Annotated in this window: 25 protein-coding genes; 10 read left to right on the top strand and 15 right to left on the bottom strand. The window is 70.4% G+C overall.

Going from position 1 to position 26,477, the window contains the following annotated elements:
• Window positions 1-22: 22 nt before the first annotated feature.
• From ACIQBL_RS20455 to ACIQBL_RS20440, 4 genes are all read left to right on the top strand, one after another.
• Window positions 23-697, top strand: coding sequence for an urease accessory protein UreF (locus tag ACIQBL_RS20455; protein WP_401943740.1), 675 nt, complete (start codon window positions 23-25; stop codon window positions 695-697).
• 293 nt (window positions 698-990) lie between these two features.
• Complete coding sequence (gene ureG / locus ACIQBL_RS20450; RefSeq protein WP_401943737.1) at window positions 991-1,668, top strand: urease accessory protein UreG; 678 nt, start codon at window positions 991-993, stop codon at window positions 1,666-1,668.
• On the top strand, window positions 1,656-2,423 hold the full coding sequence (locus ACIQBL_RS20445; RefSeq protein ID WP_401943734.1) for an urease accessory protein UreD: 768 nt from the start codon (window positions 1,656-1,658) through the stop codon (window positions 2,421-2,423). Before ureG ends, ACIQBL_RS20445 begins: the two co-directional genes overlap by 13 nt.
• A 164-nt stretch (window positions 2,424-2,587) precedes the next feature.
• On the top strand, window positions 2,588-4,168 hold the full coding sequence (locus tag ACIQBL_RS20440; protein WP_401943731.1) for an alpha/beta hydrolase: 1,581 nt from the start codon (window positions 2,588-2,590) through the stop codon (window positions 4,166-4,168).
• Window positions 4,169-4,262: 94 nt separating this feature from the next.
• Here ACIQBL_RS20440 and ACIQBL_RS20435 read toward each other — a convergent pair whose 3' ends face one another.
• The 4 genes from ACIQBL_RS20435 to ACIQBL_RS20420 form a co-directional block, all read right to left on the bottom strand.
• The gene (locus ACIQBL_RS20435; protein WP_401943729.1) at window positions 4,263-4,982 is read right to left on the bottom strand and encodes a lysophospholipid acyltransferase family protein; all 720 of its coding nucleotides are present in this window, start codon (window positions 4,980-4,982) and stop codon (window positions 4,263-4,265) included.
• 203 nt (window positions 4,983-5,185) lie between these two features.
• Complete coding sequence (locus ACIQBL_RS20430) at window positions 5,186-7,063, bottom strand: phospholipase C (protein WP_401943726.1); 1,878 nt, start codon at window positions 7,061-7,063, stop codon at window positions 5,186-5,188.
• A gap of 188 nt (window positions 7,064-7,251) precedes the next feature.
• On the bottom strand, window positions 7,252-8,472 hold the full coding sequence (efeB, locus tag ACIQBL_RS20425; protein WP_401943723.1) for an iron uptake transporter deferrochelatase/peroxidase subunit: 1,221 nt from the start codon (window positions 8,470-8,472) through the stop codon (window positions 7,252-7,254).
• Complete coding sequence (locus ACIQBL_RS20420) at window positions 8,469-9,737, bottom strand: EfeM/EfeO family lipoprotein (RefSeq protein WP_401943720.1); 1,269 nt, start codon at window positions 9,735-9,737, stop codon at window positions 8,469-8,471. The genes efeB and ACIQBL_RS20420 overlap by 4 nt, the downstream gene beginning before the upstream one ends.
• Window positions 9,738-10,060: 323 nt before the next feature.
• Between ACIQBL_RS20420 and ACIQBL_RS20415 the strand changes: the two genes are divergently transcribed.
• On the top strand, window positions 10,061-10,273 hold the full coding sequence (locus ACIQBL_RS20415; RefSeq protein ID WP_401943718.1) for a hypothetical protein: 213 nt from the start codon (window positions 10,061-10,063) through the stop codon (window positions 10,271-10,273).
• Between the two features lie 57 nt (window positions 10,274-10,330).
• On the opposite strand, the gene rocD is transcribed toward ACIQBL_RS20415, so the two are convergent.
• The 3 genes from rocD to ACIQBL_RS20400 form a co-directional block, all read right to left on the bottom strand.
• A complete protein-coding gene (gene rocD / locus ACIQBL_RS20410) occupies window positions 10,331-11,569 on the bottom strand; it encodes an ornithine--oxo-acid transaminase (protein WP_401943715.1) in 1,239 nt (412 codons plus the stop codon).
• Window positions 11,566-12,378 carry a dimethylargininase gene (ddaH, locus tag ACIQBL_RS20405; protein WP_401943712.1) on the bottom strand — a complete coding sequence of 271 codons (813 nt, stop codon included), beginning with the start codon at window positions 12,376-12,378 and terminating at the stop codon, window positions 11,566-11,568. The genes rocD and ddaH overlap by 4 nt, the downstream gene beginning before the upstream one ends.
• A gap of 123 nt (window positions 12,379-12,501) precedes the next feature.
• Window positions 12,502-13,005 (bottom strand): Lrp/AsnC family transcriptional regulator, encoded by a 504-nt coding sequence (locus tag ACIQBL_RS20400; protein ID WP_401943709.1) that lies wholly within the window; start codon window positions 13,003-13,005, stop codon window positions 12,502-12,504.
• Between the two features lie 77 nt (window positions 13,006-13,082).
• Here ACIQBL_RS20400 and ACIQBL_RS20395 point away from each other — a divergent pair, with 77 nt between their 5' ends.
• Genes ACIQBL_RS20395 through ACIQBL_RS20380 form a run of 4 tightly spaced genes read left to right on the top strand, consistent with a single transcriptional unit; the run spans window position 13,083 to window position 17,163 of the window.
• A complete protein-coding gene (locus tag ACIQBL_RS20395) occupies window positions 13,083-13,832 on the top strand; it encodes a LytR/AlgR family response regulator transcription factor (protein WP_401943706.1) in 750 nt (249 codons plus the stop codon).
• 2 nt (window positions 13,833-13,834) lie between these two features.
• Window positions 13,835-14,194, top strand: coding sequence for a hypothetical protein (locus ACIQBL_RS20390; RefSeq protein WP_401943703.1), 360 nt, complete (start codon window positions 13,835-13,837; stop codon window positions 14,192-14,194).
• A gap of 10 nt (window positions 14,195-14,204) precedes the next feature.
• Window positions 14,205-15,917, top strand: coding sequence for a cation acetate symporter (locus ACIQBL_RS20385; protein ID WP_401943700.1), 1,713 nt, complete (start codon window positions 14,205-14,207; stop codon window positions 15,915-15,917).
• 28 nt (window positions 15,918-15,945) lie between these two features.
• Complete coding sequence (locus ACIQBL_RS20380; protein WP_401943698.1) at window positions 15,946-17,163, top strand: sensor histidine kinase; 1,218 nt, start codon at window positions 15,946-15,948, stop codon at window positions 17,161-17,163.
• Window positions 17,164-17,169: 6 nt separating this feature from the next.
• Here ACIQBL_RS20380 and ACIQBL_RS20375 read toward each other — a convergent pair whose 3' ends face one another.
• From ACIQBL_RS20375 to ACIQBL_RS20345, 7 genes are all read right to left on the bottom strand, one after another.
• A complete protein-coding gene (locus ACIQBL_RS20375) occupies window positions 17,170-17,328 on the bottom strand; it encodes a hypothetical protein (RefSeq protein ID WP_019070924.1) in 159 nt (52 codons plus the stop codon).
• Between the two features lie 13 nt (window positions 17,329-17,341).
• Entirely contained in the window at window positions 17,342-19,198 is a 1,857-nt protein-coding gene (locus ACIQBL_RS20370; RefSeq protein WP_401943695.1) for a protein kinase, read from the bottom strand.
• 25 nt (window positions 19,199-19,223) lie between these two features.
• The gene (locus ACIQBL_RS20365) at window positions 19,224-20,549 is read right to left on the bottom strand and encodes a DUF6777 domain-containing protein (RefSeq protein ID WP_401943692.1); all 1,326 of its coding nucleotides are present in this window, start codon (window positions 20,547-20,549) and stop codon (window positions 19,224-19,226) included.
• A 117-nt stretch (window positions 20,550-20,666) separates the two neighbouring features.
• Window positions 20,667-21,617, bottom strand: a complete 951-nt coding sequence (locus tag ACIQBL_RS20360; protein WP_401943690.1) for a cytochrome c oxidase assembly protein — start codon at window positions 21,615-21,617, stop codon at window positions 20,667-20,669.
• Window positions 21,618-21,780: 163 nt separating this feature from the next.
• A complete protein-coding gene (locus ACIQBL_RS20355; protein WP_401943688.1) occupies window positions 21,781-22,806 on the bottom strand; it encodes a 6-phosphofructokinase in 1,026 nt (341 codons plus the stop codon).
• Between the two features lie 189 nt (window positions 22,807-22,995).
• Window positions 22,996-23,724, bottom strand: coding sequence for a type 1 glutamine amidotransferase (locus tag ACIQBL_RS20350; protein ID WP_401943685.1), 729 nt, complete (start codon window positions 23,722-23,724; stop codon window positions 22,996-22,998).
• Between the two features lie 21 nt (window positions 23,725-23,745).
• Window positions 23,746-24,984, bottom strand: coding sequence for a MurT ligase domain-containing protein (locus ACIQBL_RS20345; protein WP_401943682.1), 1,239 nt, complete (start codon window positions 24,982-24,984; stop codon window positions 23,746-23,748).
• Between the two features lie 154 nt (window positions 24,985-25,138).
• Between ACIQBL_RS20345 and def the strand changes: the two genes are divergently transcribed.
• Window positions 25,139-25,678 (top strand): peptide deformylase, encoded by a 540-nt coding sequence (def, locus tag ACIQBL_RS20340; RefSeq protein WP_401943679.1) that lies wholly within the window; start codon window positions 25,139-25,141, stop codon window positions 25,676-25,678.
• A 97-nt stretch (window positions 25,679-25,775) separates the two neighbouring features.
• On the opposite strand, the gene ACIQBL_RS20335 is transcribed toward def, so the two are convergent.
• Window positions 25,776-26,420: a TetR family transcriptional regulator gene (locus ACIQBL_RS20335; RefSeq protein WP_401943676.1), complete on the bottom strand. Its 645-nt coding sequence runs from the start codon at window positions 26,418-26,420 to the stop codon at window positions 25,776-25,778.
• Window positions 26,421-26,477 lie beyond the last annotated feature (57 nt).

Here is a 26,477-nt window from a genome sequence, read left to right as displayed (position 1 = left end):
GGGTTCCGATGAGGTGGGTCTCATGAGCAGGGCGGCGCTGCTCGTTCTCGCCGACGGGCGCTTTCCCGCCGGAGGGCACGCGCACTCCGGCGGGGCGGAGGCGGCGGTCAAGGCCGGGCGGATCACCGGGGCGGCGAGCCTCGGCGACTTCTGCCGGGGGCGGTTGCATACGGCCGGGCTCGTGTCGGCCGCCCTCGCCGCCGCTGCCGTACTCGGTGTCGATCCGGTGGAGTTGGACGCCGCCGCGGATGCGCGGACGCCCTCGCCCGCGTTGCGGGTGGCCGGGCGGAAACTCGGGCGGCAGTTGATGCGGGCCGCGCGGGCGACCTGGCCGTCGGCCGAACTGGACGCCCTCGCGCGGGAGTTCCCCAAGGGGGCGCATCAGCCGGTGGTGTTGGGGCTGGTGGCTCGGGCGGCTGGGCTGGGGCCCGAGGACGCGGCTTACTGCGCGGTCTACGAGAGCGTGAGTGGGGCGGCGTCCGCGACGGTGCGGTTGCTGAGTCTCGATCCGTTCGACGCTACGGCTGTACTGGCCCGGTTGGCGCCGGAGTTGGACCTGGTCGCCGACCGGGCGGCGGAGGTGGCCCGGCGTGTTCTCGACGAGGGGGTCGACGTGTTGCCGTGTGCGTCCGCGCCGTTGCTGGAGATCGGGGCGGAGGCGCATGCCGCTTGGGCTGTGCGGTTGTTCGCGTCGTGACGGAGGGACTGCGCGCCGTTGCTGGGGGCTCCGCCCCCAGCCCCCCGATCGGCCCTGAAGGGGCCTCGTCCTCAAACGCCGGACGGGCTGGATGGTGTCGGCCCCGATGGAAAGGGTGTCGGAGCTGGATGGTGCCGGCCCGGATGGAAAGGGTGTCGGAGCTGGATGGTGCCGGCCCGGATGGAAAGGTGCCGGCGCTGGATGGTGCCGACCTGGATGAAAGGTGCCGGGGCCGTCAGCACAGTAGAAACCGGGGCCGTAAGCACCGTAGAAACACGTAAGGAGCCGCACTCATGCACCTCGACCACACCCACGACGGCCCCGCCGCCGTCAGCGCCGACGCTCGCCGCCCCGACGGTAGTCGCAGGGCCCTGCGTATCGGGCTCGGCGGGCCCGTCGGCTCGGGCAAGACCGCTACCGTCGCCGCGCTCTGCCGGGCCCTGCGCGACGAACTGTCCCTCGCCGTCGTCACCAACGACATCTACACCCGCGAGGACGCCGAATTCCTGCTCAGGGAGGCCGTGTTGCCGCCCGAGCGGATCAGCGCCGTGGAGACGGGGGCCTGCCCGCACACGGCGATCCGGGACGACATCTCCGCGAATCTCGAAGCGGTCGAGGATCTGGAGGACGAGGTCGGGCCGTTGGATCTGATCCTGGTGGAGTCCGGTGGGGACAACCTCACCGCGACCTTCTCCAAGGGACTCGTCGACGCGCAGATCTTCGTGATCGACGTCGCCGGCGGGGACGACATCCCGCGCAAGGGCGGGCCCGGGGTCACCACCGCCGATCTGTTGGTCGTCAACAAGACCGACCTCGCGCCGTACGTCGGTTCCGATCTGGGGCGGATGGCCGCCGACGCCAAAGCCCAGCGGGCCGAACTGCCCGTCGTCTTCCAGTCGTTGCGGACCGAGGCAGGGGTAGCCGACGTCGCCGCCTGGGTGCGTGCGCAACTCGCCGCGTGGGTGGCGTGATCGTGAGCGGGGTCCGGGCCACCGCTCGGATCGTCGCCCGGGAGGACGGGCGGGGCGGTACCGCGCTGCCCGTGCTGGAGGGGGACGGGCCGCTCGCGCTACGGCGGACCCGGGCGAGCGGAACCGAGGCGCGGGTCATGCTCGTCGGGGCCATGAGCGGGCCGCTCGGCGGGGATCACTTCGCCGTGGAGGCGGATGTGGAGCGCGGGGCCCGGCTGCGGGTCGGTTCGGCCGCCGCGACCATCGCGCTGCCCGGGCAGACGAAGGGGGAGTCGCGGTACGACGTGCGGATCGACGTTGCCGAGGACGGTGAACTGCACTGGCTGCCGGAGCAGTTGATCTCCGTGCGCGGGAGCGACCTGCACGTCACCACCCGCGTCGACCTCGCCGCCTCCGCGCGGCTCGTGCTGCGCGAGGAGCAGGTGCTCGGGCGGGCCGGTGAGGAACCCGGACGGCTCACCAGCCGGCTGACGCTGCGGATCGCCGGACGGACCGTGCTGGACCAGGAGTTGGCGTGCGGGCCCGGAGCGCCGGGCGGCTGGGACGGGCCCGCCGTCCTCGCGGGACATCGCGCGGTGGGGCAACTCCTCGTCGTACGGCCGGAGTTCACCCAGGAGCCGGTCGCGGCGCGCATGCTGGGGGAGTACGCGGCCCTCGTGCCGCTCGCCGGTCCCGCCGCGTTGGTGACGGCTGTCGCGGCGGACGGGCTGCGGTTGCGGAGGGTGCTGGACGAGGCGTTGGCGTCGCTCGGGTGAGTATCCGCTGAGCGGTACGCGGGTTTCCGCTTATCGGATTGGTAAAGAAGGTCAACTGCCTCTGTTCTCAGGTGGCTCACAGCCGCGAGGATCCTCCGAGACCATTTCGCGACTATGAACGGGGAGGGGCCCACTTGAGGCACATCAGACCGAAGAGCCGGGTAATGGCGTTCGGTTCGGCCGGATTCGCGGCGGCGGCACTGATAGCCGGCGCCGTCGTGGCACCCACGGCGAACGCGCAGACCAACCAGGCGGCAGGTCACGGGCAGGACCGTGCGGCAGCCCACGGTGCCGCGATCGCCGCCGCCCGCGCCGCCAAGGCCGGGATCAACTGGCAGGACTGCCCCGCCGACTGGGGTTTCGAGAAGCCGATCCAGTGCGGCTGGGTCACCGTGCCGATCGACTACACGAAGCCCAACGGCAAGACGATCAAGCTTGCCGTCGACCGCATCGGCAGCACGGGCACGAAGGAGGAGCGCCAGGGCGCGCTCGTCTACAACCCCGGCGGTCCGGGCGGCTCCGGAATGCGCTTCCCGCGCCGTGTCACCACCAAGAACCCGCTGTGGGTCAACACGTCCAAGGCGTACGACTTCGTGGGCTTCGACCCGCGCGGTGTCGGCCACTCGGCGCCCATCTCCTGCGTCGACCCGCAGGAGTTCGTGAAGGCGCCCAAGGCGGACCCGGTACCGGACACCGAGGCCGACAAGACCGCGCAGCGCAAGCTGGCCCGTGAGTACGCCGACGGCTGCGCCGCGCGCACCGGCCGCACCATGCTCGCGCAGATGACCACGCCGAACACCGCGCGCGACCTCGACGTCATCCGCGCCGCCCTCGGCGAGAAGAAGCTCAACTACCTCGGCGTCTCCTACGGCACCTACCTCGGCGCCGTCTACGGCACGCTGTTCCCGAGCCACGTCCGCCGGATGATCGTCGACAGTGTCGTCGACCCGGCGCGCGACAACATCTGGTACGAGGCCAACCTGGGCCAGGACGTCGCCTTCGAGGGCCGCTGGAAGGACTGGGAGGACTGGGTCGCGAAGAACGACGCGGCCTTCCACCTCGGCACCACGCGCGCCGCCGTCCAGGCGAAGTGGCTGGAACTGCGCGCCACCGCGAAGAAGAGCCCCCTCGGCGGGGTCGTCGGCCCGGCCGAGCTGATCGGCTTCTTCCAGAGCGCCCCGTACTACGACTCCTCGTGGGTGCCGGTCGCCACCGTCTTCAGCAAGTACTTCGCCGGAGACACCCAGGCGCTGATCGACGCGGCCTCGCCCGACCTGTCGGACACCGCGGGCAACATCACCTCGGAGAACGGCAACGCCGTCTACACGGCCGTCGAGTGCACCGACGCCAAGTGGCCCACCAGCTGGAAGAAGTGGGACAAGGACAACACGGAGCTCAACAAGCAGTACCCGTTCATGACGTGGGCCAACGCCTGGATGAACCTGCCGTGCGCCACCTGGCCCGTCAAGCAGCAGTCCCCGGTCGAGGTCAGGACCGGCAAGGGCCTGCCGCCGGTCCTCATCGTGCAGTCCACGCGTGACGCCGCCACGCCGTACCCGGGCGCCGTCGACCTGCACAAGCGCTTCAAGGGCTCCCGCCTGATCACCGAGAAGGACGCGGGCTCCCACGGTGTGACCGGCCTGGTCAACCCGTGCATCAACTCCCGTGTGGACACCTACCTGTTGACCGGCAAGCTCGACGCCGCCGACGTGACGTGCACCCCGCACGCGACGCCGGTGCCGTAACCGGTAGCGGTAGCGGTAGCTGTAGTAGTCGTACGTGACGAGGGGCGGCCGGTTCTCCACCGGTCGCCCCTCGCTCACGTCAGCTCGATCGCCCTCAACTCAGCGGCAGGCGCGGGAACTTGCGTTCCTTCGCCGCAGCCGCCTGCTCCGCCTTCGCGACCGCCGCGTACTGGTCGACGTACTCCTGCTCGGAGAGCTTGAGGATGGCGTACATGATCTCGTCGGTGATGGCACGCAGGATCGCCTTCTCGTTCTCCATGCCCTCGTAGCGGGAGAAGTCGAGAGGCTTGCCGAAGCGGATCGTCACCGGGTGGATGTTGGGGATGACCTTGCCGGGCGGCTGGGCCTCGAAGGTGCCGATCATCGCGCAGGGGATGACGGGTACCTGGGCCTGCAGGGCCATCACCGCCACGCCGACCTTGCCCTTGTAGAGGCGGCCGTCGTGGGAGCGGGTGCCCTCCGGGTAGATGCCGAGCAGCTCGCCCTTGCTCAGGACGCCGAGGCCCTCGCGGATCGCGGCCTGGCCCGCGTCCTTGCCGGAGCGGTCGACCGGGATCTGGCCCGCGCTGCGGAAGAAGGTCGCGGTGAGGCGGCCTCTGACCCCCGGGCCGGTGAAGTACTCGGCCTTGGCGAGGAAGGTGATCCGGCGCTTGAGGACCGCCGGCATCAGGAAGTGGTCCGAGAACGACAGGTGGTTGCCGGCGACGATCGCCGGGCCCGTCTCCGGTATGTGGTCGAGGCCCTCGATCCGGGGCCGGAAGACCAGCCTGAGCAAAGGACCCAGAACGACGTATTTCAGGAGGTAGTAGAACAAGGGGGGTCGCTCCTCACTCCGGCGGGTCGGCTCGACCGACCTGTTCTCGCAGGTCACCCGGTACCTCGTGGGCTGCCAGTGTAGGGGCAGGCGCCGCCGCGTGGAACCGGGGCGATCAGGCCGCCGCCGACACGCCGGAGGGCGGCGAGGAGATCGTCCTCACCGCCCTCGGCACGGGGCAACCGGCCCCGGTTCGCCCTGACTTACAGGGACGCGGTCCGCGTCCTGCGGCGGTACACGGCGAACGCCGTGGTCGCTCCCACCGCCGTGAGCAGGCCCGCGCCGATCGCGACCGGCAGGGCCGTGGAGGAGTCGGTGCTGGCGGCGACGTTCTGCGCCTTCAGGTCCTGGACGTACGCCGGGTACGGGGCCTTGGTGGCCGTCGACGACGTCTGGGAGTAGTGCGGGATCCGCTTCACCGACTTCACGGAACCGTTCGCGTTCAGCAGCACCTGCTTGTCGTTCGGGTGCTTGAAGTCGAACATGCCGGCGAGGCTGCCCGCCCTCTTGTCGAAGGACGCGTCACCGATCCGGCCCGTGCGCCAGTTGTCCTCGATGAACTGCGTGATCGACGCCTGCTCGGTGGCGGTGTGGTCGATCTTGTTGACCTTGCTGTACGGCGAGACGACCAGCAGGGGCTGCCGGGTGCCCGGTCCGCAGCGGTCCGCGTAGCCGCTCTTGGCGGCCGGGCCGGACTGGCAGGCGGGGCTGTCGACGGCCTTGCCGTTGGAGCCGACGGTGGAGTCCGTGGAGCCGTTCAGCACCTTCGAGGAGACGTGGTCGTACCAGCCGTCGGAGTCGTCGTAGGCGAGCACGACCGCTGTCGACTTCCACTCGGGCGACCGCTGAAGGGCGTTGATCTCCTTGATCAGGAAGTTCTGCTCGTCGGCCGGGTCGGAGTAGCCCGCGTGCCCGTCCTGGTACTCGGCCGCCTTCAGGAAGCTCACCGCGGGAAGGTTGTTGGCCTTCAGGGCGGCGTCGAAGTCGGTCAGGTCGTAGTTGTGGTTCGCGCGGCCGTTGTGCCCGATCTCGGCGACGGACTGCGGGGCCAGGTGGTGCGGGTTGGACGTCGACTTGTAGTACTGGAACGGCGAGTGGTGCGGACTGTAGTCCTCGGAGGCCGCGCCGCCCACGTTGGTGTGGGTGGTGCCGCCGCACTTCGCGTAGTCACCGCTCTTGCCGTCCCACGCGGTGCTGGGCCGGAAGCCGCCCTGGAACCAACCCCAGCTCACGCCCTTGGAGTTGAGCAGGTCACCGATGTTCTTGCCCTGCATCACCGCGAGCGCGCTGGTCGAGGAGTGGTCCTTGTCCGAGCAGTCGTCGAAGGCCGGGTCGGGGTCGTTGATGACCGTGCCGACGCCCTTGGCGTTCGGGGAGACCACCGCGTACGGGTCCGGCGTCGACGTCTGCTTCGGGTTCTCGGTGCCGGAGGCCGGGTCGACGGATATGACGCCGTGCGTCTGACCGGAGACCAGGTTCAGGGCGCCGGGCGTCGAGGGGCCGTAGACCGAGCTGAAGGAGTGGTCGTTGAGGGCGTACCGCTGGGCGTAGTTCCACAGGCCCGTCACGGTGTTGCCGTCGTAGTAGTCCATCACCAGGCCGGGCTCACCGAAGAGGCCGGTGCACTTGTTGACCTCGGTGTTCTCGACGTACTTGTCGGCCTTGCCGCCGTCGGCCGCGTACTGCTCGGGGCCGTAGGAGTGGTTCTGGTCGCAGGTCATCACCTGCGAACTGCTCAGCCGGGTCGGGGTGTAGAGGTTCGGGTTCTTCTTCAGCAGCCCGGCGGTGAGCAGGTTGTCGGCCTTCGGCGTGTGCGCCGCGGCCTTGAACGTGGTGCCGTCGGTGTTCGCGGCCTGCGGGTAGGTGGCGAAGTAGTGGTCGAACGAGATGTTCTCGTCGTAGATCACGACCACGTGCTTGATCGGCGTCGACGTGTGCGTGCCGCCCGAGGGCTTGTGGCCGTTCGAGGCCGCCGCCGCGGGGAACGCACCGCCCGCGGTGGCCAGGGCCGCGGCGCCGAGCAGGGCGCCCACGCGGGTCAACCGACGCCGTGCGCCTGGGTTTCTTCCTGTGCCGATCATGCTGTCTCGCCTTCCGGGAGCAGTGGTTCCGCGCACACGCCGTCCGTGGCCGTGACGCCTACGGCCGAAGCCTGGGCAATGGTGACGGCGGGGCGGGGGAGCGGCAATGACGCGAGAGCGAACGCCCGGTCAGGAAATTCTCATGGTCTGTTGGCCCTTTCTTGACCGGTGTCTCAGATCGCGGTGTCTCAGGTCAGCAGGGTGCGGCCCAGCCAGTCGGAGGCATCGCGTACTCCGGGCAGCGCGAAGAAGTAGCCGCCGCCGTACGGGGAGACGTAGTCGACCAGTGGTTCACCGGCCAGCCGCTTCTGCACGGTCTCGAACTGCCGGGCCAGGTCCTGCTGGTAGCAGCAGAACAGCAGGCCCATGTCGAGGTCGCCGTTGCTGTCCATGCCCCGGTCGTAGTTGTAGCCGCGCCGCAGGATGCGCTGGTCGGCGCTCCGCGTGGTGCGCGGGTTGGCGAGCCGGATGTGGCTGTCGAGCGGGATCACCTCGCCCTGCGGGTCCTGCGCGAAGTTCGGGGTGTCCTTCTCGTGGTGCCCGTCCAGCGGGGCGCCGGTGTCCCGGGCCCGGCCGAACATCCGCTCCTGCTCGGTGATCGAGACCCGGTCCCAGAACTCGACCAACATCCGTATCAGCCGTACGACTTGATAACTTCCGCCGGTCGCCCACTCCGGCTCGCCACCGCTACTGCCCACCCATACAAGGTCGTTCATCGCGCGGGCGTCGGTGACCGCCGGGTTGGCGATGCCGTCCTTGAACCCCAGGTGGTTGCGCGGGGTGCCCGAGGGGCGCGGCGGACTGATGAACCCGTCCGTCCGCCACCGCACTTGGAGACCGCCCCGGGTGTGCCGGGTGACATCGCGCAGGGCGTGCAGCACGGTGTCCGCGCTGTCCGCGCAGAACTGCACGCTCATGTCCCCGTGACACCAGTCGGCGTTCAGATCGTCGTCGGGGAACGAGGGCATCGCGGTCAGCCGGCGGGGCGCGAGCTTCGCCAGCCCGTAGCGGTCGTCGAAGAGGGAGGCCCCGACGCCGACCGTGACGCTCAGCCGGTCGGCCGGGAGGTCCGGGCCCAGCGTGCCCGAGTCGGCGGGCGGCGCGGTGATCCCCAGGTCCTCCGGGCTGCCGCCGGAGGTCAGGAAGCGGGCCCGGTCGGTCAACGTCCGCAGCAGGTCGGTCAGTTCGGCCCGGTTCTCGGCGGTGCTGTCGAAGGACACGAACGCCGTGGCGCGCTGCGCGGGGGTGAGGATCCCGGCCTGGTGGGGCCCATGGAAGGGCACGTTCGCGGCGGGCCTCTCCACGGCTGCCGCGGCGGCACCGCGATCGGCGGCCACCAGCCCGGCACCGGCCACGGCCGCCGCGCTCGCCAGGAAGCCCCGGCGGCCCACCTCGTTTGCGCGCTTCACGCGGTCCTCCGTACGTCCGTGAGGGCGGCCACGTCGGCCAGTCGCTCGACGAGTCCACCGAGGTCGGCGTCGACCTTCTCCCGCTGCGCACGGGTCAGTTGGGCGAGCGGTGTCCACTGCCCGGAACGGTCGAGGCCGTCCAGGGTGTGCTGGGCCCGGTCCATCCAGGAGTCGAGTTCGACGAGACCGGTGTCGCGCGTCTTCAGCAGCGGGCGCAGACAGCCGAGCAGCACGCGGGTGCCGTCGAGGTTGGCGCGGGCGGTGGCCAGGTTGGTGCCGCTGCCGTAGTCGGTGCGGCCGGTCAGCTCGAACTGCACGGTGTTCTCCAGGATCTCGTGCGCACGCAGACCGGTATCGGCCGGATCCATCCGCTGGGTGGCCCAACTGCGCTCCAACGCGTGGACGTCCTTGGCGAGTTGATCGGCGGGACCGCGCAGCCCGCTCGCCGACTCGCCGTGCCACAGCCCGTACTCGACCCGGTGGAACCCGGTGAATCCGGCGTCGCGCACCCCGCCGGAGAGCCCGGCCGTGGTGCCGTTGACCGCCCCGTCGGCATCGCCGAACGTGCCGTAGGCGGCGCCCATCCGCTCGTAGACGAGATGCGCGGGCAGCCAGGCGGCGCGGGCCGCGGTGAGGTCGCCCCGGTCGACGGCGGTACGCAACACGTCGGTCTTCTGGGCCAGTTCGACTGTGCGGGCCTGGATCCACTTCTGGTAGGCGAGCGTGGGAGGGATGAGTTCCTGCTGGGTGATCGGGACGGCGGCCGGTCCGCTCCGCACCTTCGCGCCGGTGATCCGCACGGTGGGCCCGGTCACGGCGTCGGCGTCGTCGGGCAGGCACTTGAAGGCGTACGACCCGTTGCCGAGGGTGACCCCGAGCGGGCGGACGGTCCCCGGGGCCAGTCCCTCGACCTCGCCGTAGACCGCGCCGGTCGTCGGATCGGTCAGATACACCTCGGCCGCCGTGCTGGACGTGTTGTGCAGCTCGAAGACCTGGTGTCCCGCCTGTGGATGCGTCCAGCCGCTGCCGCACCCGGCGGTCGCGACCTCGACGGTGGTGTGCGGGAGCCCGTCGGCGGCAGCGGTGGCTTTGCGGTCCGAGTCGGAGCCCCGGGCCGCGAGCACCCCGGCTCCTACGGCCGCCACGGCGACGAGGGCGCCGGCCGCGAGCAGCACGGTGCGGCGGCGGGCGGCGGCGGGGCCCGACGAGGGCGATATCGGACCGGGCTCGGCTTCGGCTTCGGCGCCGCGCGCGGTTTCGGGCACGCCGGGCCTCCAGGGGGAGTCGTACGAAAGGTGGCGGTACCAGCGATCCTATGAGGGCGTCGCGGCCCCCACCGCGTCCCTTGACCCTGTCCTGACCTGAGGGCGGGCGAGAATTCGCCCGGGGTTCACCCGGGGTCCGTGAGCGCCACGGTGCGCTGCGCGGGGGTGCACGGTGGGCTACGGCCGCTCTCGCGCACGTCGGGAACAACCCGGGCCCGTTCCGCGCTGCTCCTGATACCTCGCCGGGTACTCAGGGAAGGGTTGTGGAGGAGATGAATCGGTCAGGGCAGGAGCCGCTCCCGCCGTCAGGTGAAGCGCCGTTGGTGACCACGTGCGGCCGACAGGTCGCGGTGAAGCGACTGCTGCTGGCGCTCCCGGAGCGGCCGATCAGCCGGGTCACCCTGGACGTGGGTCCCGTCGTGCGCGGCGAACCCGGGCTCTGGGCTTCCCTGACCGTGGACGAGGCCCGTGACCTGGCCCGTCGCCTCCTCGCCCAGGCCGCTCTGGCCGACACCGGCGCTCCCACCGCCACGTAGCAGTCGGTGCGGGTGGTGGGACCGACGCCTGTGTGCCGGTCCCACCACCCGCACACCTCACGCCCCTTGCGTCAGCACCGTCTCCAACGAGCCCAGGGCCGACCGGAGTTCGTCCGCCGTGATGGTCAGCGGCGGGGCCAGCCGGATCGTCGAGCCGTGGGTGTCCTTGGCCAACACGCCCTCCCGCATGAGGCGTTCGCTGATCTCGCGCCCGGTGCCGATGGCCGGGTCGACATCGACGCCCGCCCACAGACCGCGCGCACGGAAACCGACGACGCCCTTGCCGACCAGCTCGGTCAGCCCGTCCCGCAGCACCACACCCAACTCCGTGGCCCTGCGCTGGAATTCACCGGTCTCCAGCAGTCCGACGACCGCCGTGCCGACCGCGGCGGCGAGCGGGTTGCCGCCGAACGTCGAGCCGTGCTCGCCCGGATGCAGCACCCCGAGCACCTCGCGCCGCGCGACCACCGCCGACACCGGCACGATCCCCCCGCCGAGCGCCTTGCCGAGCAGCAGCACGTCGGGGACGACACCCTCGTGCTCGACGGCGAGGGTGCGACCGGTGCGGCCGAGGCCCGACTGGATCTCGTCCGCGATGAACAAGCAGCCCTTGCGGGTGGTGAGTTCACGCACACCGGCCAGATAGCCCGCGTCCGGGATGATCACCCCGGCCTCGCCCTGGATGGGCTCGATCAGCACCGCCGCCGTAGTCTCGTCGACCGCCGCCTCCAGCGCCGCGAGGTCGTTGTACGGCACGATCCGGAAGCCCGGAGTGAAGGGACCGAAGCCCGCCCGCGCCGTCTCGTCGGTGGAGAAGCTGACGATCGTCGTCGTACGGCCGTGGAAGTTCTCCGCCGCGACGACGATGGTCGCCCGGTCGGCGGGGACGCCCTTCACGTCGTAGGCCCATTTGCGGGCCACCTTGATGCCGCTCTCGACCGCCTCCGCGCCCGTGTTCATCGGCAGCACCATGTCGAGGCCGGTCAACTCCGCGAGCCGTTCGGCGAATTCGGCCAGCCTGTCGTTGTGGAAGGCGCGGGAGGTGAGCGTCAGCTGGTCGAGCTGGCGGTGGGCGGCCTCGATCAACGCGGGGTGGCGGTGACCGAAGTTGAGGGCCGAGTAGCCCGCGAGCATGTCGAGATAGCGGCGGCCCTCGACGTCCTCCACCCAGGTGCCCTCGGCGCGGGCGACGACCACCGGCAGCGGGTGGTAGTTGTGCGCGAGGACCGGCTCCTCGGCGCGGATGAGGTCGGCGGACGTACGGGCACTGGCGGGTTCACGGGTGGGCACAGTCATGAGCGGATCTCCTGGGTGCAGCACTTGATGCCGCCGCCGGCTTTGTGGAACTCCGACAGGTCGACGGGGACGGGGACGTAGCCGCGTTCGGCGAGGCGCGCGGCCAGTGCCTCGGCCTGGGGTGCGATGAAGACGTGCAGGCCGTCCGAGACGGAGTTGAGGCCGAACGTCATCGCGTCCTCACGGGTCGCGAGCACCGCGTCCGGGAACAGCCGCGCGAGCACCTCACGGCTGCCCGGAGAGAACGCCTCCGGGTAGTAGCAGATGTTGTCCTCGTCCAGGACGAACAGCGCCGTGTCCAGGTGGTAGAAGTACGGGTCCACCAGCGTCAGGCTGATCACCGGGACGCCGAAGAACTCCTGCACCTCGCGATGCGCCTCGCGGGTCGTACGGAAACCGGTGCCGGCCAGCAGATAGCGGCCGGTCGGGATCAGGTCGCCCTCGCCCTCGCTCACCGACTCGGGGCGGTGGACGTCGTAGCCGGCCGCCTTGAACCACATGTCGTAGTGGTCGGACTCGGGGCGCCGCTCGGGCGCGTGGAAGAGGGAGCCGAAGACGCGGCCGTCGACGACGACCGCCGAGTTCGCGGCGAACACCATGTCCGGCAGGCCGGGGGCCGGGGGCACGGTGTCGACGGTGTGGCCGTGCTCGCGGTAGGTGTCGATCAGCGTCCGCCACTGCTCCTGGGCGAGATCGACGTCCACCTGGGTGTCGGGGTGCATCCAGGGGTTGATCGCGTACTGCACGGCGAAGTGTCTGGGTTCGCAGACGAGAAAGCGCCGCCGGCGCCGCACACGGGTCTCGGGCACAGAGGGGTTCCTCCGCTTCCTGTGATGTCGACTGGGGTTGACACCAAGGTAGGAAGAGACCAATACGTGCGACAAGCGATGAAGGCTGCGTGTCTGCGCAGGAATGCTGCGTCTTTGGTGGCTTCAACGCACGTCTGATGCGTCCCCCGGTGCGGGGTAGGTGGCGCCCGCTTCCGGGCTTTCCGGGAGGAGGTGGGACAGCACCATGACGCTGATCGTCTTCCGGATGAACGGCTCCTGCCGGATGCGCTCCAGGACCTCCTCGAAGTGGTCCACATCGGTCGCCCGGACATGCAGCAGCGCGTCCGCGCCGCCGGTCACCGTCATCGCCGCGGTGATCTCCGGATGGTTGCGCACCACCTCCGCGAGCCGCCTGGGCGGCGCGGCGCCCTCGCAGTACACCTCCACGTACGCCTCCGTGCGCCAGCCGAGCGCGGACGGCCGCACGGTCGCCGTGAACCCGGTGATCACACCGGTCTCGCGCAGCCGGTCCACACGCCGCTTCACCGCCGTCGCGGACAGCCCGATCGCCGCGCCGATCTCGGCGAAACTGGTCCGGGCGTTCGCCATCAACGCGGTGATGATCTTCCGGTCGAGTTCGTCGAACGGGCTGGTCCTGCTGTTCATGTCGGCACTGTATCCAGCGCGAACCTCCATGCCCGGTACATGTCCAGCGCCGCGAATAACTCCTACACTCCACGTTCATGCTGCGCGCCCTCGCCGTCGACGACGAACGCCCCTCGCTGGAGGAGTTGCTGTATCTGCTGAACGCCGATCCACGCATCGGCAGCGCGGAGGGCGCGGGCGACGCGACCGAGGCGCTGCGCCGCATCAACCGCGCCCTGGAGTCCGGCCCCGACGGACCCGAGGCCATCGACGTCGTGTTCCTCGACATCCAGATGCCCGGCCTCGACGGCCTCGACCTGGCACGGCTGTTGACGGGATTCGCCCAGCCGCCGCTCGTCGTGTTCGTCACCGCGCACGAGGACTTCGCCGTACAGGCCTTCGATCTCAAGGCAGTTGACTACGTCCTCAAGCCCGTCCGCAAGGAACGGCTCGCGGAAGCGGTGCGCCGGGCGGCCGAACTCGGGGGCGCCGCACCGCGGATACCCGTGCACGAACCCGACCCCGACCACATCGCCGTCGAACTCGGCGGCGTCACCCGCTTCGTGGCCGTCGACGACATCACCCACGTCGAGGCCCAGGGCGACTACGCCCGCCTCCACACCGACCGGGGCAGCCACCTCGTCCGCATCCCGGTCTCCACGCTCGAAGACCGCTGGCGCGCCCGCGGCTTCGTCCGCATCCACCGCCGCCACCTCGTCGCCCTGCGCCACATCGGCGAACTCCGCCTGGACGCGGGCACGGTGAGCGTTCTCGTCGGCGGCGAGGAACTCCAGGTAAGCCGCCGCCACACCCGCGAGCTGCGGGACCTGCTGATGCGGAGGTCCTGACGATGCCTCAGGACCCCACCGAACGCAGGGTCGTTGTCACCGGCCCGCCCCGCCGCACCCGGCGCGCCTCCGGCTACTCCCGTCCCCGCACCGAGATCGACGAACAGACCACCCTCGGCCACACCTACGTCCGCTCCCTCATGCGCACCCAACTCCGCGCCGCCCTCACGGTGTTCGCGGTCCTCGTCCTGCTCGTCGGCCCGCTGCCCCTGGTGTTCGCGGCGACCCCGGACTCCCGCCGCCTCGAATGGCTGGTCCTCGGCTTCTGCCTCTACGCCCCGCTCGTCCTGCTCGCCCTCTGGTACGTCCGCCGTGCCGAACGCAACGAACGCGACTTCGTGCGCCTCGTCGAGGACCGATGAACGAGGTCCGATGAACTCCAGTTACGCCGTACCGGCGGTCGCCCTCGTCGTCGTCGCGACCGTCCTCGTCGGCGCCTTCGGCCTGCGCATCTCCCGCACCACCTCCGACTTCTACGTCGCCTCCCGCACCGTCGGCCCCCGCCTCAACGCGGCGGCCATCAGCGGCGAATACCTCTCCGCCGCCTCCTTCCTGGGCATCGCGGGACTGGTCCTCGTACAGGGCCCCGACATGCTCTGGTACCCGGTCGGCTACACGGCCGGATACCTGGTCCTCCTGCTGTTCGTCGCCGCCCCGCTGCGCCGCTCCGGCGCCTACACCCTCCCCGACTTCGCCGAGGCCCGCCTCGCGTCGCATGCCGTACGACGCCTCGCGGGGGCCTTCGTCGTGGGGGTCGGCTGGCTGTACTTGCTGCCCCAACTCCAGGGTGCCGGGCTGACGTTGACCGTCCTCACCGGAGCGCCCGACTCCCTCGGCGGGCTGATCGTGGCGGTCGTGGTGGTCGCCACGGTCGCGGCCGGCGGCATGCGCAGCATCACCTTCGTGCAGGCCTTCCAGTACTGGCTCAAGCTCACCGCGCTGCTCGTCCCCGCCCTGTTCCTGGTCCTCGCCTGGCAGAGCGACGGCGCACCCCGGCACGCCTTCGAGGAACCGGCCGCCTTCCGCGAACAGCGCGTGGTCCGCGTCGACGACACCCTCGACCTCACCCTCGACCACCCGTTGACCATCACCGTGAACGGCACGGTCGACGGCCGCCACTACGACGCCACGAAGCTCCAACTCCCCACCGGCACCCATCACATCGAGCGCGGCACCCGTCTCACCTTCGCCAAGGGCGCCACCGTCCCCGTCGCCGACCGCGGCACCAACGGCGGTATGTCGACCTCCCTGGCCGCGAGCCGCGAGGAACGCCCGCTGTACGCCACGTACGGCCTCATCCTCGCCACCTTCCTGGGCACCATGGGCCTCCCGCACGTCGTCGTCCGCTTCTACACCAGCCCGCACGGAGTGGCCGCCCGCCGCACCACGGTCGCCGTCCTCGGCCTGATCGGCGCCTTCTACCTCCTGCCGCCCGTCTACGGCGCCCTCGGCCGCCTGTACACCCCCGAACTCACCCTCACCGGCGACGCCGACGCGGCCGTACTCCTGCTGCCCGACCGCATGATCGGCGGCGTCGGCGGCGATCTGCTGGGCGCGCTGGTCGCGGGCGGTGCCTTCGCCGCGTTCCTGTCCACCGCGTCGGGGCTGACCATGGCCGTCGCGGGAGTCCTCACCCAGGACGTCCTCCCGTCGCGCGGGGTACGGCACTTCAGGCTCGGCACGGTCCTCGCCATGGCCGTACCGCTGGCCGCGAGCGCGTTGGTCGGCGGGCTGCCCGTCGCCGACGCCGTGGGGCTCGCGTTCGCCGTATCGGCGTCCTCCTTCTGCCCGTTGCTGGTCCTCGGCATCTGGTGGACGCGGCTCACCCCGCCGGGTGCGGCGGCCGGGATGCTGGTCGGCGGCGGATCGGCGTTCGTCGCCGTGGCCGCGACCATGGCGGGCTTCCCCGGCACCGGCTCCCTGCACGCCCTGCTCGCGTGGCCCGCGCTCTGGTCGGTGCCGCTGGGCTTCCTCACCATGGTGCTGGTGTCCCTGGCCACCCCGGGCCGGGTGCCCACGGGAACGGCGGCGATCCTGGCGCGGTTCCATCTGCCGGAGGAGCTGCGCGCGGAGGTGAAGGCGTGAGATCACCCCAAGCCACGGGAGTGGGCGCATGAGCGGATTCCTGGCCGGCCTCTGCGTCGCCGTACTCCCGCTCCTGGCCGCCGGTTTCTGGCTCGGCCGGCGCACCGCACGGCCCGAGAGCCTCGGCGGGCTCGGCACCCCCGTCGAGCACGCCACCTTCCAGACCCTGCACACCGCCTCCCTCGCCGCGCCCCCGCTGCGCGCCGGCCTCACCGAGGAGACGGCCCGCCGCTCGGCCCGCAGACTGCGCACCCTGCTCGGCACCGACGCGCTGTGCCTGACCGACCAGAGGCAGGTCCTCGCCTGGGACGGCATCGGCGACCATCACCGCGACGAGATCATGGAACGCCTCGCGGGCCCCCTGGAGACCGGCCGCGGCGAGGCGTTTCGGCTCACCTGCTACGCCCCCGACTGCCCGCTGCGCTGGGCGGTGGTCGCCCCGCTCACCGTCGACGACCGGGTCCACGGCGCGCTGGTCGCCTGTGCGCCGCGCGAGTCGGCCGTCCTCGTCCGGGCCGCCGGAGAGGTCGCCCGCTGGGTCTCCGTACAACTGGAGTTGGCGGATCTGGACCAGTCCCGGACCCGGCTGATCGAGGCCGAGATCAAGGCACTTCGGGCCCAGATCTCCCCGCACTTCATCTTCAACTCGCTCGCGGTGATCGCCTCGTTCGTCCGCACCGACCCCGAGCGCGCCCGCGAACTCCTCCTGGAATTCGCCGACTTCACCCGCTACTCGTTCCGCAGGCACGGCGACTTCACCACGCTCGCCGACGAACTCCACGCCATCGACCACTACTTGGCACTCGTACGGGCCCGCTTCGGCGAGCGTCTCTCGGTCACCCTGCAGATCGCCCCCGAGGTACTGCCGGTCGCGCTCCCTTTCCTGTGCCTGCAACCGCTCGTCGAGAACGCCGTCAAACACGGCCTCGAAGGCAAGGCCGCGTCCGCCACGGGCAGGAGCCGTATCAGCATCACCGCGCAGGACGCGGGCGCCGAGGCACTCGTCGTCATCGAGGACGACGGCACCGGCATGGACCCCGACCTGCTGCGCCGCATCCTGGCGGGCGAGGTCAGCCCCTCGGGCGGCATCGGCCTGTCGAACGTCGACGACCGGCTCCGCCAGGTCTACGGCGACGACTACGGCCTCGTCATCGAGACCGCCGTAGGAGCGGGCATGAAGATCACTGCCCGGCTGCCGAAGTACCAGCCGGGCGTGCACTCGGCGAGCCGGCCCAGCGAGGAGTAGCGCGCGTCAGGTGCTGCGGGTGGCCACCATCCCGAGGGTGATCAACCCCAGCACGACCCAGCCGAACCACAGCCAGCCGTTGCTGCCGAGCGCCACCGTGTAGGCCGTCACCACCACCAGTCCGCCGACGGTGATCACCCCCATGGTCTTCGTGGAACCGGGCATCGCGACACCCTCCTCATGGTTCGTTCCCCTCCATGGTGCCCCCGTTCTGCTTCCGCACGGCGCACACGACGAAATGTGTGCCCGACTTCCACGGTCCCTGGCTGGTCCAGGAGGCGGCCTCGTAGTGCGACGGATCGAATCCGTAGTCGGCCGGCGGGACGTCCCGCGCACACGCCGCGTCCGACCGGGTACGGGCCTGGGCCAGCGTGACGCCCGCGCCCAACCGGGTGAACCCGACCACTACCTGGTCGTGCCTGCCCGTGCAGGAGACCAGGCTCGCGGCCCGGTTCGAGGGCACGTCCAGACAGTCCCGCTTCTGCATGGTCGACGTGTCCGCGAAGCCCGCCCCCATGACCCGGTGACCGCCGAGCGGCCCGTAGACCGGCCCGTGCGCACCCAGCACCAGACAGGCGGTGCGGTGTCCGGCGGCCTCGAAACCCGCGTCGGTCGGCACGATCGCGAAATCCCGCACGTCCGCGAGCTTCCCCCGGATCTCCTGCGTCCGCCGCGCACACCGCTCCGCACCGACCTTGCGCGCCTCGGCAGCGGAAGCGGTGGCCACGAACGCCATCACCTGACCGTCGGGCACGATGTTCCGGCAGGTGGGGTCGACGCCGAGCCGGGGCGTCCCCTGGAACCGGTTCCCGCCCGGCCAGTCGGCGGTGACACAGTCGCCGTCCTTGAGCGGCGCGGACAGCCCGACGGCCGCGCCGTACGGCCGGCTGCTCTTGCCCGTGTCCTTGCCGGGCGGCTGGTGGGCCATCGCGTACCAGACACCGCCCAGGGCGAGGGCGAGTCCGAGCAGGCCCGCGAGGACGGACTGGAGGAGCCGGGGTCGAGGCCGCCGACGCCTGCCGGCGGCGGAGAGCAGGGACGGAGGAGCCCCGTATCCGTACGGCGGGGAGGCCTGCGTCGGCACCGCCACCGGCGCTGCCTGGCCCTCCCACGGCGACTGCGAACCCAGAGCCGTCTGGGTCCGGGCATACGACTCCGCCTCCGCCTGCGGCGTCACGATCCGCGACAGCGCGGCCTCGGCCTCCGCCGCCGGAATCCGCCGTAGCGGATCCTTCTCCAGCATCGCGTGGAGCACCGGTGCGAGCGCTCCCGCGTGGGCCGGTGGGAGGGGGTCATCCATGACCACGGCGGTGACCTCCGCGAGCGGCGACTCGCGGGTGAAGGGCCCGTGGCCTTCGACGGCGTGGTACAGCGTGCAGCCCAGGGAGAACAGGTCGGCGGCGGCGGTCGGCGGGCCGCCCGTGGCCCGCTCCGGCGCCAGATAGCCCGCCGTACCGACGAGCACGGACGTCAGCGTGTAGCGCGTCTCCCCGGCGTCCGGCTGCACCGAGATGCCGTAGTCGGTGAGCAGGACCCGGGCGTACGGGGAACCGGTGCGGTCCGGCGCCAGCAGGATGTTCGCCGGTTTCACGTCCCGGTGCATGACGCCCCGCTGGTGTCCGGCGGTCAGCGCGTCGAGTACGGCGAGCCCGATACGGGCGCACTCGGCGGGGGCGAGCGGGCCGTGCCGGGCGACCATGTCGCGCAGGTCCATGGCGTCCGCCACGTACTCCATGACGATCCAGGGCAGCCCGTCGTGCTCCAGCACATCGTGGACGGTCACCACATGGGGGTGGCCGCGCAGCCCCGCCGCGTGCCGTGCCTCGGCCTGGGCGCGCGCGACCCGGGCCTCCCGCTCGGCGTCGGCGGAGGCGGGGTTGCTGAACACGATCTCCTTGAGCGCGACCTCACAGGCCAGCCTCTGGTCATGTGCGAGCCACACATGTCCCATCCCGCCACTGCCCAGCCGGTTCAGCAGCAGATAGCGGCCGGCGATGACCCGGCCCACTCCCGACGTCGGCGATCCCTGTGGCATCCGGTGTCCCCCTCCCGGTTCCCCGTCATGTCTCGGTCGCGGCGGGCGTGCCGGTCACCGGGTCACTGGCCACCGGGTCACTGGTGACCGGTTCGGCGGAGACCGACGCGCTGGTCGTCACGGGGGCGCTACTGGTGACGGGCGCGCTGCTGGTCACCGGAGCACTCGTCGTCACGGGCGCGCTGCTGGTGACCGGCGCGCTCGTCACGGGCGAGTCGGTGACCACCGAGGGCGAGCCGGTCGTAGGAGAACTGCTCGACGGGGGTGGGGATTTGCTCGCGGGCGAGGACGGGGGTGGGGACGAGGGCGGTGAGGAGGAGGTGGGCGGCGTCAATGTGGACGTCGAGGGCGGTGCCGTGGAGGTCGGCGGGCCCAGGGTCGGTCCGGAGGTCGTCGGAGCCGGGGGAGTGGATGTCGCCCCCGTGCTCGTCCCGCCGGACACGCTCAGCGTCACGTACTCCCCGAACCGCAGCGCGGTCCCGGCCGGCGGATCGGTCGCGGTGACCTTCGCGTCGTCGGGCGGCGGCGCGTTCCCGCCGTACCCGACGGCCAGCCCGCTGCTCACCAGTCGCTCCCGGGCCTGCGCGAAGGTCACCCCGGCCAGGTTCGGCACGGCGTGCTGTCGCCGCGTGTCGAAGGCGGTGTCGTGCTTGCCCGTCGTACCGACCGGACGCGTGATGCCCTGGTCGGGATCGTCGATGTCGACGAGGGCGAGCCGGTCCATCCTGTGCGGCGCCGGACGCACGGCCACCACGGAGGACGACTCATATCCGGTCCACTTCCTGTTGCCGTCCGCGAACTTGACGGAAATCCGCCCCGCGTCGCCCTTGAAGGGGCGCAACGGATTTCCGCACGAGCACTTCGCGGCGGGCTCGCCCTGCTCATCGACGAGAATCGCGATTCCCGCCTGGAGAAGGGAGTTGAAGGGCGTGGCCTTTCCCTTTTTGTAGTCGTGGTTCTGTACGAGAGTGTCGTGACGCAGGAGCACGGGTGTGAGCCGGTCGAGATAGGCCGGGATCCCGTCCGTGGTGATACCCAGCACGCTCGACCACGCCACCGCCTTCTGGTGGTTCGCGGGATCGGTCAGGAACCTCTTGAGCTTCGCCACGTCACAGATGGTCGGCTTGGTGGTCCCGCCGTACAGACCAGGTGTGTCGCCCTGCTGCAAGGTGCCCTGCACCGGCAGCGAACGCGCCTGGGTGTCGTGGCCCAGTCCCTGTTTCTCGTCGAAGAAAGGCGCGAGCGACGGAACTCCGGCGGCGACCGCCTTCACGACGAACATATGTACGCCCCCGCCGCAGCCACTCACGACCAGGACGCAGACGAGCAGTACGGCGATCCTGCGGATCACCGCAATTCCAGTCCTTTGCACAACTGCGCGACATGTCATTACCGCTCCCCCCGGTGGCGGTTCCCCCATCGCGCTTTATGCTACTGAATGAAATTGCCGTTCAGTTGCCGCATGTGTTCAATTGCCTCGTGTGTTCAATGAGGCCAAATAGGCGTTGTACGCCTCGAGTTCCTTGTCGCCGTCCCGGTCGGCGGCCCGGTCCTGCCGCTTGGCCTGCCGCTGCTCCGAGCTGTACCACTGGAACAGCAGGGCGATCAGCACCAGCACGGACGGGATCTCGCTGAACGCCCAGGCGATACCGCCGGCCGCGTTCTGATCGGAGAGCGCGTCGATGCCGAGCGAGGCGGACGGGTGCTTGAACGTCTCGACCATCGGCTCCGACGCCATCATCAACGCGATGCCGAAGAACGCGTGGAACGGCATCCCGGCGAACAGCTCCAGCATCCGCATCAGATAACCGGGCCGGTTCGGCCCCGGATCCACACCCATGATCGGCCAGAAGAACACCACACCCACCGCGAGGAAGTGCACCATCATCGCGATGTGCCCGGTCTTCGAGCCCATCAGGAAGTCGAAGATCGGCGTGAAGTACAGCGCGTACAGGCTCGCGATGAACAGCGGGATCGTGAACGCGGGATGCGTGACGATCTTCATGTACCGGCTGTGCAGGAACATCAACAGCAGCTCGCGCGGCCCCTTGCTGCCCCTCGCCGCAGGCGGCAGCGCCCGCAGCGCCAGGGTGATCGGGGCGCCGAGCAGCAGCAGGATCGGCGAGAGCATGCTGATGATCATGTGCTGCACCATGTGCACGCTGAACATGACCATGCCGTAGTCGTTGAGCTTGGTGCACATCACGAGCCCGATGGTCAGCACACCGATGACGTACGAGATCGTCCGCCCCACCGGCCACGAGTCCCCCCGCCGCCGCAACCGCACGACCCCCCAGCCGTACAGCCCGAGCCCCACCAGACAGGCCGTGAGGAAGAACGGGTCCGCCGACCACTCAAGCCCCCGCCCCAACGTGAACGGCGGCAGATCCATGGTCATGCCGTGCCCGCCGTGATCCATCGGACGGCTCCTGATTCGTGGGGGTTGTGCAAGTCTGTCCGCACCAGACTAGAACTGCCCCCGGTCACTTCTGCGACCGGGGCCAGGTGCACCCACCCAGGGGCGCGGGGAACTGCGCGACCAGCCCCAACGCACCCGCACCCGACGAACTACCTCGCGGCGCTCACAGCACGCACTCAGCCTCTTCATACCGATCAGCAGGCACCGTCTTCAACGTCTCCACCGCATCCGCCAACGGCACCATCAAGATCTCGGTCCCCTGAAGCGCGGTCATCTTCCCGAACTCCCCCCGATGGGCGGCCTCCACCGCATGCCACCCAAACCGAGTCGCGAGAACACGGTCGTACGCGGTAGGCGTACCACCCCGCTGTACATGTCCAAGGATCACCGGCCGCGCCTCCTTGCCGAGCCGTTCCTCCAGCTCGATGGACAGCTGCCGAGCGATCCCCGCGAAGCGCTCATGGCCGTAGACATCCTTCTTGCCCTCGTCGAAGTCCATGGACCCCGCACGCGGCTTGGCGCCCTCCGCCGCGACGACTATCGCGAACCTCTTGCCCGCTGCGAAGCGTTCACCGACCCGCGCCGCCAACTCCTCGATGTCGAAGGGGCGTTCAGGTACGACGATGGCGTGGGCGCCGGCCGCCATGCCGGAGTGCAGCGCGATCCAGCCGGTGTGGCGGCCCATGACCTCCACGACGAGGACGCGCTGGTGGGACTCGGCGGTCGTCTTGAGCCGGTCGAGCGCCTCGGTCGCGACACCGACAGCCGTGTCGAAGCCGAAGGTGACGTCCGTGACGGCGATGTCGTTGTCGATGGTCTTGGGGACGCCGACGATCGGCAGACCGGCGTCGTACATCAGCTTGGCCGCCTTGAGCGTGCCCTCGCCGCCGATCGGGATGATGGCGTCGAGACCGAGCTCCTCGACATGGCCCCGGGCCCGCTCGACACCGTCCCGCAGATGGGAGGGCTGGACGCGGGACGACCCGAGGATGGTGCCGCCGCGAGCGAGGATGCCGCTCACCGCGTCGAGGTCGAGCTTGAGGTAGTCGCACTCCAGGAGGCCCTTCCAGCCGTCCCGGAAGCCGATGACCTCGTCGCCGTGGTCCACGACGGCGCGGTGCACGACGGACCGGATGACGGCGTTCAGGCCGGGGCAGTCGCCGCCGGACGTGAGGACACCAATGCGCATAGCCCGAAGAACCTTCTCAACGTGGGCCGAAACCGGACCACGTTGTCCGGTACGAACCCCGCCACCCTAACGGCAGGAGGGGGCGGGACCGTAGCGTGCGTCCGCCTGCTGGACGACCCCGCTCACCTGCGCGGACGTGCCGTCAGACGGGCTGGTTGCCTGCGTCCGAAGACGAGGTGTACGGGTCGCCTACGCAGGCTGCTGAGCTGCGGTGATGCGCTCGTTGCGGAGCGCCTCGTACCAGCGGTCGTCGATCGGCGGCAGCGCGTTGACATCGAGGGCCAGCTTCAGCAGCAGGTCCGCGATCAGCGGGTTGCGGGCGAGTACGGGCCCGTGCATGTACGTACCGAAGACGGTGTCGTTGTACGCGCCCTCGGTGCCGTCGCCCGTGCCGTTGCCCTTGCCGAGGTGGACCTGGGCGAAGGGGCGGGCGGTGGGGCCGAGGTGGGTGACGCCCTGGTGGTTCTCGAAGCCGGTCAGCTGGGGAAGGCCCAGGCGCGGGTCGATGTCCGCCAGGACGTCACCGACGCACCGCTCGCCCTCGCCGCGCACCGACACCACGTCGAGCAGGCCGAGGCCGGGTTCGCGCTGGCCGAGGTCGTTGATGAACTCGTGGCCGAGGATCTGGTAGCCGGCGCACACCGAGAAGACGATCGCGCCGTTGCCGACGGCCCGGTGCAGGCCGCCGTCACGGCGCAGGCGCTCGGCCGCGAGCCGCTGCGGGCGGTCCTCACCGCCGCCGATCAGATAGATGTCGCCCGAGGTGGGGATCGGCTGGTCGCTGCGCACGTCCATCCGGGCCACGTCGAGGCCGCGCTGGCGCGCCCGGCGTTCCACGACCAGGGCGTTGCCCTGGTCGCCGTAGGTGCTCAGCAGGTCCGGGTAGATCCACACCAGACGCAGCTGGTTGTCGCTCATGGTCAATTCGTCCTCTGAGTCTCAGTTGCCGACGCGGCGGCGCAGGTCCTGGAACGCGGTGTAGTTCGCGATGACCTCGATCCGGCCAGGCGGTGCCAGCTGCACGGCCTGGTCGAGGTTGTCGCAGACCTGGAAGTGCTGGTTGGCGACCTCCAGTCGGACCGCGAGGTCCAGCTTGCGGTCGCCGACGACGAAGATGGGGTGGCCGGTCAGTCGCGTGTAGTCGACGTCCCACAGCCACGAGGTGTCGGTGCCGTCCGCGCCGCGCGCGTTCACCGAGAGGATCACCGGGGTCGGCGGCGGGTCGATGAGGCTGAACGTTTCGAGCCAGCCCGCCGGGTTCTTCGCCAGCAGCAGACGCAGGTCGCGCTGCATGAACTGGACGACGTCGTACCGCCCGGCGACGGCCTGCACCCGGTACATGCGTTCCAGGGCGACCTGCGGCGGCACCCCGAAGACGGCGGCGACGGCGGCCGAGGAGGCGGCGTTTGCCTTGTTGGCGCGCCCCGGAAGCTGGAGGTGAATGGGCCAGGCGGACCCGTGCGGATCGAGCACATGATCCCCGGAGAGCGCCCAACTCGGCGTAGGCCGCCGGAATCCGCACTCGCCGCAGAACCAGTCGTCACCGGGCCGCTGCATCACGCCACCGCAGGACGGGCACGACCAGGCGTCGTCCTTCCACATCTGGCCGGCGGCGACCCAGATCACGTTGGGGGAGGAGGAGGCGGCCCACACGACCAGCGGGTCGTCCGCGTTGGCGACGACGACCGCCTTCGAACCGGCAAGCCCCTCACGCCAGTTCTCCGCGAGCATGCGGGTCTCGGCCGCGCGGTCCAGCTGGTCGCGGGAGAGGTTGAGCAGCGCGATGCACTTGGGGTCGGTGTCCCGGGCGACGCCGGCGAGGTACTTCTCGTCGACCTCGATGACCCCGAACTTGGCGTCCGAGCCACCGGCCAGCGCCGAGGTGATACCGGCGGGCATGTTGGCACCGAGCGCGTTCGACACGACCGGTCCGGCGGCCCCAAGGGCTTCGGCGATCAATCGCGTGGTCGTGGTCTTGCCGTTGGTGGCCGAGACCAGGGTCACATCAAGGCTCTGCGCGAGCCGGGCGAGGAGGTCGGGGTCGAGTTTGAGTGCCACTCGGCCGCCGATCACCGATCCGCTGCCCCGCCCCGCGGCACGCGATGCCGCCGCGACCGCCTTGCCCGCCGTCACGGCCAGCTTGGCCCGCGGCGTGAGCGGGTCCGAGTTGCCTGCCATCAGTTCTCGATCCTCCTTGCGTACGCGCCGCGCCTCTGCCTCCGGCAACGTGGTGTGGACCTCAGCCTATCGAGATCCCTCCCAGTGCCCGAACCGCGGCACCGCGAACGCCTCGCGGCGGGCGTGCGCCGTAGAGAACCGTACCCTTGCGGCCATGCGATACGGCTCCATCCCGGGCGCCCACGGGCGAGTCCGCCCCCTCACTCTGCTCGGCGACCCCTTGCTTCACACCTCCTGCGCGGAAGTCACAGACTTCGGCCCACAACTCGCCCGCCTCGTCGAGGACTTGTTCGCGACGATGTACGCGGCCCAGGGTGTGGGCCTCGCCGCGAACCAGGTGGGCGAGTCCTCGCGCGTATTCGTCTACGACTGCCCCGACGACGAGGAGGTCCGCCACGTCGGCCATGTGGTGAACCCACGGCTCGTAGAGGCGGACGGGCTGGTGCTGCGCGGCCCCGAGGGCTGCTTGTCCCTGCCGGGTCTGGAGGCGGGGACGGAGCGCTACGACCACGCGGTGGTGGAGGGTTTCACGGTGACGGGAGAACCCATCACCGTGCACGGCACGGGTTGGTTCGCAAGGTGCTTGCAGCACGAGTACGACCACGTGGAGGGGACGGTGTACGCGGACCGTGTAACGGGCTGGCGCCACACCCGCTTGATGAGACAGGTCGGCCGAGCTTCATGGCACCGGTGAACTGAGGCCTTTTAGGGGCGCAGGGCTGTGTCGATTTGCGGCTCGGCCGTGTGGGCGCGACCAGCCCCCACCGACCCGCAGCCGAAACACAACCCCCCTAAAACCCCGGCCCACCCACCTTGTCCCCGGCGGCAGCCAACCGCCCCCACAACAGATCAGCCAAACTCCGCACCAACTCGGCCCGAGAGCAAGGCCGTTCCCCCAGCCACCAATCACCCGCCGCATGCATCATCCCGACGATCCCATGCCCCCACACCCGAGCCAGCTGCTGACTGTTCGGCCCGAGATCCACCCGCTCCTCGATGACCTGAGCGAGTTCCTCCCCCATCCGCCGAAGCAGCGGAACCGAGTGATTCCCCGTGTCGAACCCCTGGTCAGCGGTCTGCCCACCTTCCACGGGATGCATCAGAAACCGATACACCTGAGGCAGTGCCTCGATCGCGGCGAGGTAAGTATCAAGCGTGGCCTCGACCCGCTCCCGACGCTCGGCGGGAGCGTCCAGCGCGGCCCGCAGCGAAGACAGCAGGGCGTCCGTGTGCCGTTTGGCGAGGGCGGCGTACAGTCCACCCTTGTCCCCGAAGTGCCGGTACAGAATCGGCTTCGTAATACCCGCTTCCGCGGCGATCGCGTTCATCGAGGCCTGCGGACCGTCACGCAGCACCACTCTGTCCGCGGCCTCCAACAACTCGCGCCGTCGGCGGTCGGCGGACCGCTGTTGATCGGTCCGCTGTGTGGTGCTCATGGTCTCTCCCCGCCCGTGCTGAATCGGTGACGCCTGCGCAAACTAACACTCAACGTG

This window comes from Streptomyces sp. NPDC088350, assembly GCF_044753545.1.
Classification (GTDB): Bacteria; Actinomycetota; Actinomycetes; order Streptomycetales; family Streptomycetaceae; genus Streptomyces.
Note: the sequence above shows the minus strand (reverse complement) of the source record. Positions and strands in the feature narration are given on the sequence as shown.

What these genes read in the sequence shown, in the direction of transcription:
- rocD (WP_401943715.1), bottom strand. Translation starts at nt 11,569, where the DNA reads ATGACTGTGCCCACCCGTGAACCCGCCAGTGCCCGTACGTCCGCCGAC.
- ACIQBL_RS20360 (WP_401943690.1), bottom strand. Translation starts at nt 21,617, where the DNA reads ATGGATCACGGCGGGCACGGCATGACCATGGATCTGCCGCCGTTCACG.
- ACIQBL_RS20370 (WP_401943695.1), bottom strand. Translation starts at nt 19,198, where the DNA reads ATGCCACAGGGATCGCCGACGTCGGGAGTGGGCCGGGTCATCGCCGGC.
- ACIQBL_RS20350 (WP_401943685.1), bottom strand. Translation starts at nt 23,724, where the DNA reads ATGAGCGACAACCAGCTGCGTCTGGTGTGGATCTACCCGGACCTGCTG.
- ACIQBL_RS20455 (WP_401943740.1), top strand. Translation starts at nt 23, where the DNA reads ATGAGCAGGGCGGCGCTGCTCGTTCTCGCCGACGGGCGCTTTCCCGCC.
- ACIQBL_RS20400 (WP_401943709.1), bottom strand. Translation starts at nt 13,005, where the DNA reads ATGAACAGCAGGACCAGCCCGTTCGACGAACTCGACCGGAAGATCATC.
- def (WP_401943679.1), top strand. Translation starts at nt 25,139, where the DNA reads ATGCGATACGGCTCCATCCCGGGCGCCCACGGGCGAGTCCGCCCCCTC.
- ACIQBL_RS20380 (WP_401943698.1), top strand. Translation starts at nt 15,946, where the DNA reads ATGAGCGGATTCCTGGCCGGCCTCTGCGTCGCCGTACTCCCGCTCCTG.
- ACIQBL_RS20355 (WP_401943688.1), bottom strand. Translation starts at nt 22,806, where the DNA reads ATGCGCATTGGTGTCCTCACGTCCGGCGGCGACTGCCCCGGCCTGAAC.
- ureG (WP_401943737.1), top strand. Translation starts at nt 991, where the DNA reads ATGCACCTCGACCACACCCACGACGGCCCCGCCGCCGTCAGCGCCGAC.
- ACIQBL_RS20430 (WP_401943726.1), bottom strand. Translation starts at nt 7,063, where the DNA reads ATGATCGGCACAGGAAGAAACCCAGGCGCACGGCGTCGGTTGACCCGC.
- ACIQBL_RS20385 (WP_401943700.1), top strand. Translation starts at nt 14,205, where the DNA reads ATGAACTCCAGTTACGCCGTACCGGCGGTCGCCCTCGTCGTCGTCGCG.
- ACIQBL_RS20335 (WP_401943676.1), bottom strand. Translation starts at nt 26,420, where the DNA reads ATGAGCACCACACAGCGGACCGATCAACAGCGGTCCGCCGACCGCCGA.
- ACIQBL_RS20390 (WP_401943703.1), top strand. Translation starts at nt 13,835, where the DNA reads ATGCCTCAGGACCCCACCGAACGCAGGGTCGTTGTCACCGGCCCGCCC.
- ACIQBL_RS20395 (WP_401943706.1), top strand. Translation starts at nt 13,083, where the DNA reads ATGCTGCGCGCCCTCGCCGTCGACGACGAACGCCCCTCGCTGGAGGAG.
- ACIQBL_RS20375 (WP_019070924.1), bottom strand. Translation starts at nt 17,328, where the DNA reads ATGCCCGGTTCCACGAAGACCATGGGGGTGATCACCGTCGGCGGACTG.
- ACIQBL_RS20440 (WP_401943731.1), top strand. Translation starts at nt 2,588, where the DNA reads ATGGCGTTCGGTTCGGCCGGATTCGCGGCGGCGGCACTGATAGCCGGC.
- ACIQBL_RS20345 (WP_401943682.1), bottom strand. Translation starts at nt 24,984, where the DNA reads ATGGCAGGCAACTCGGACCCGCTCACGCCGCGGGCCAAGCTGGCCGTG.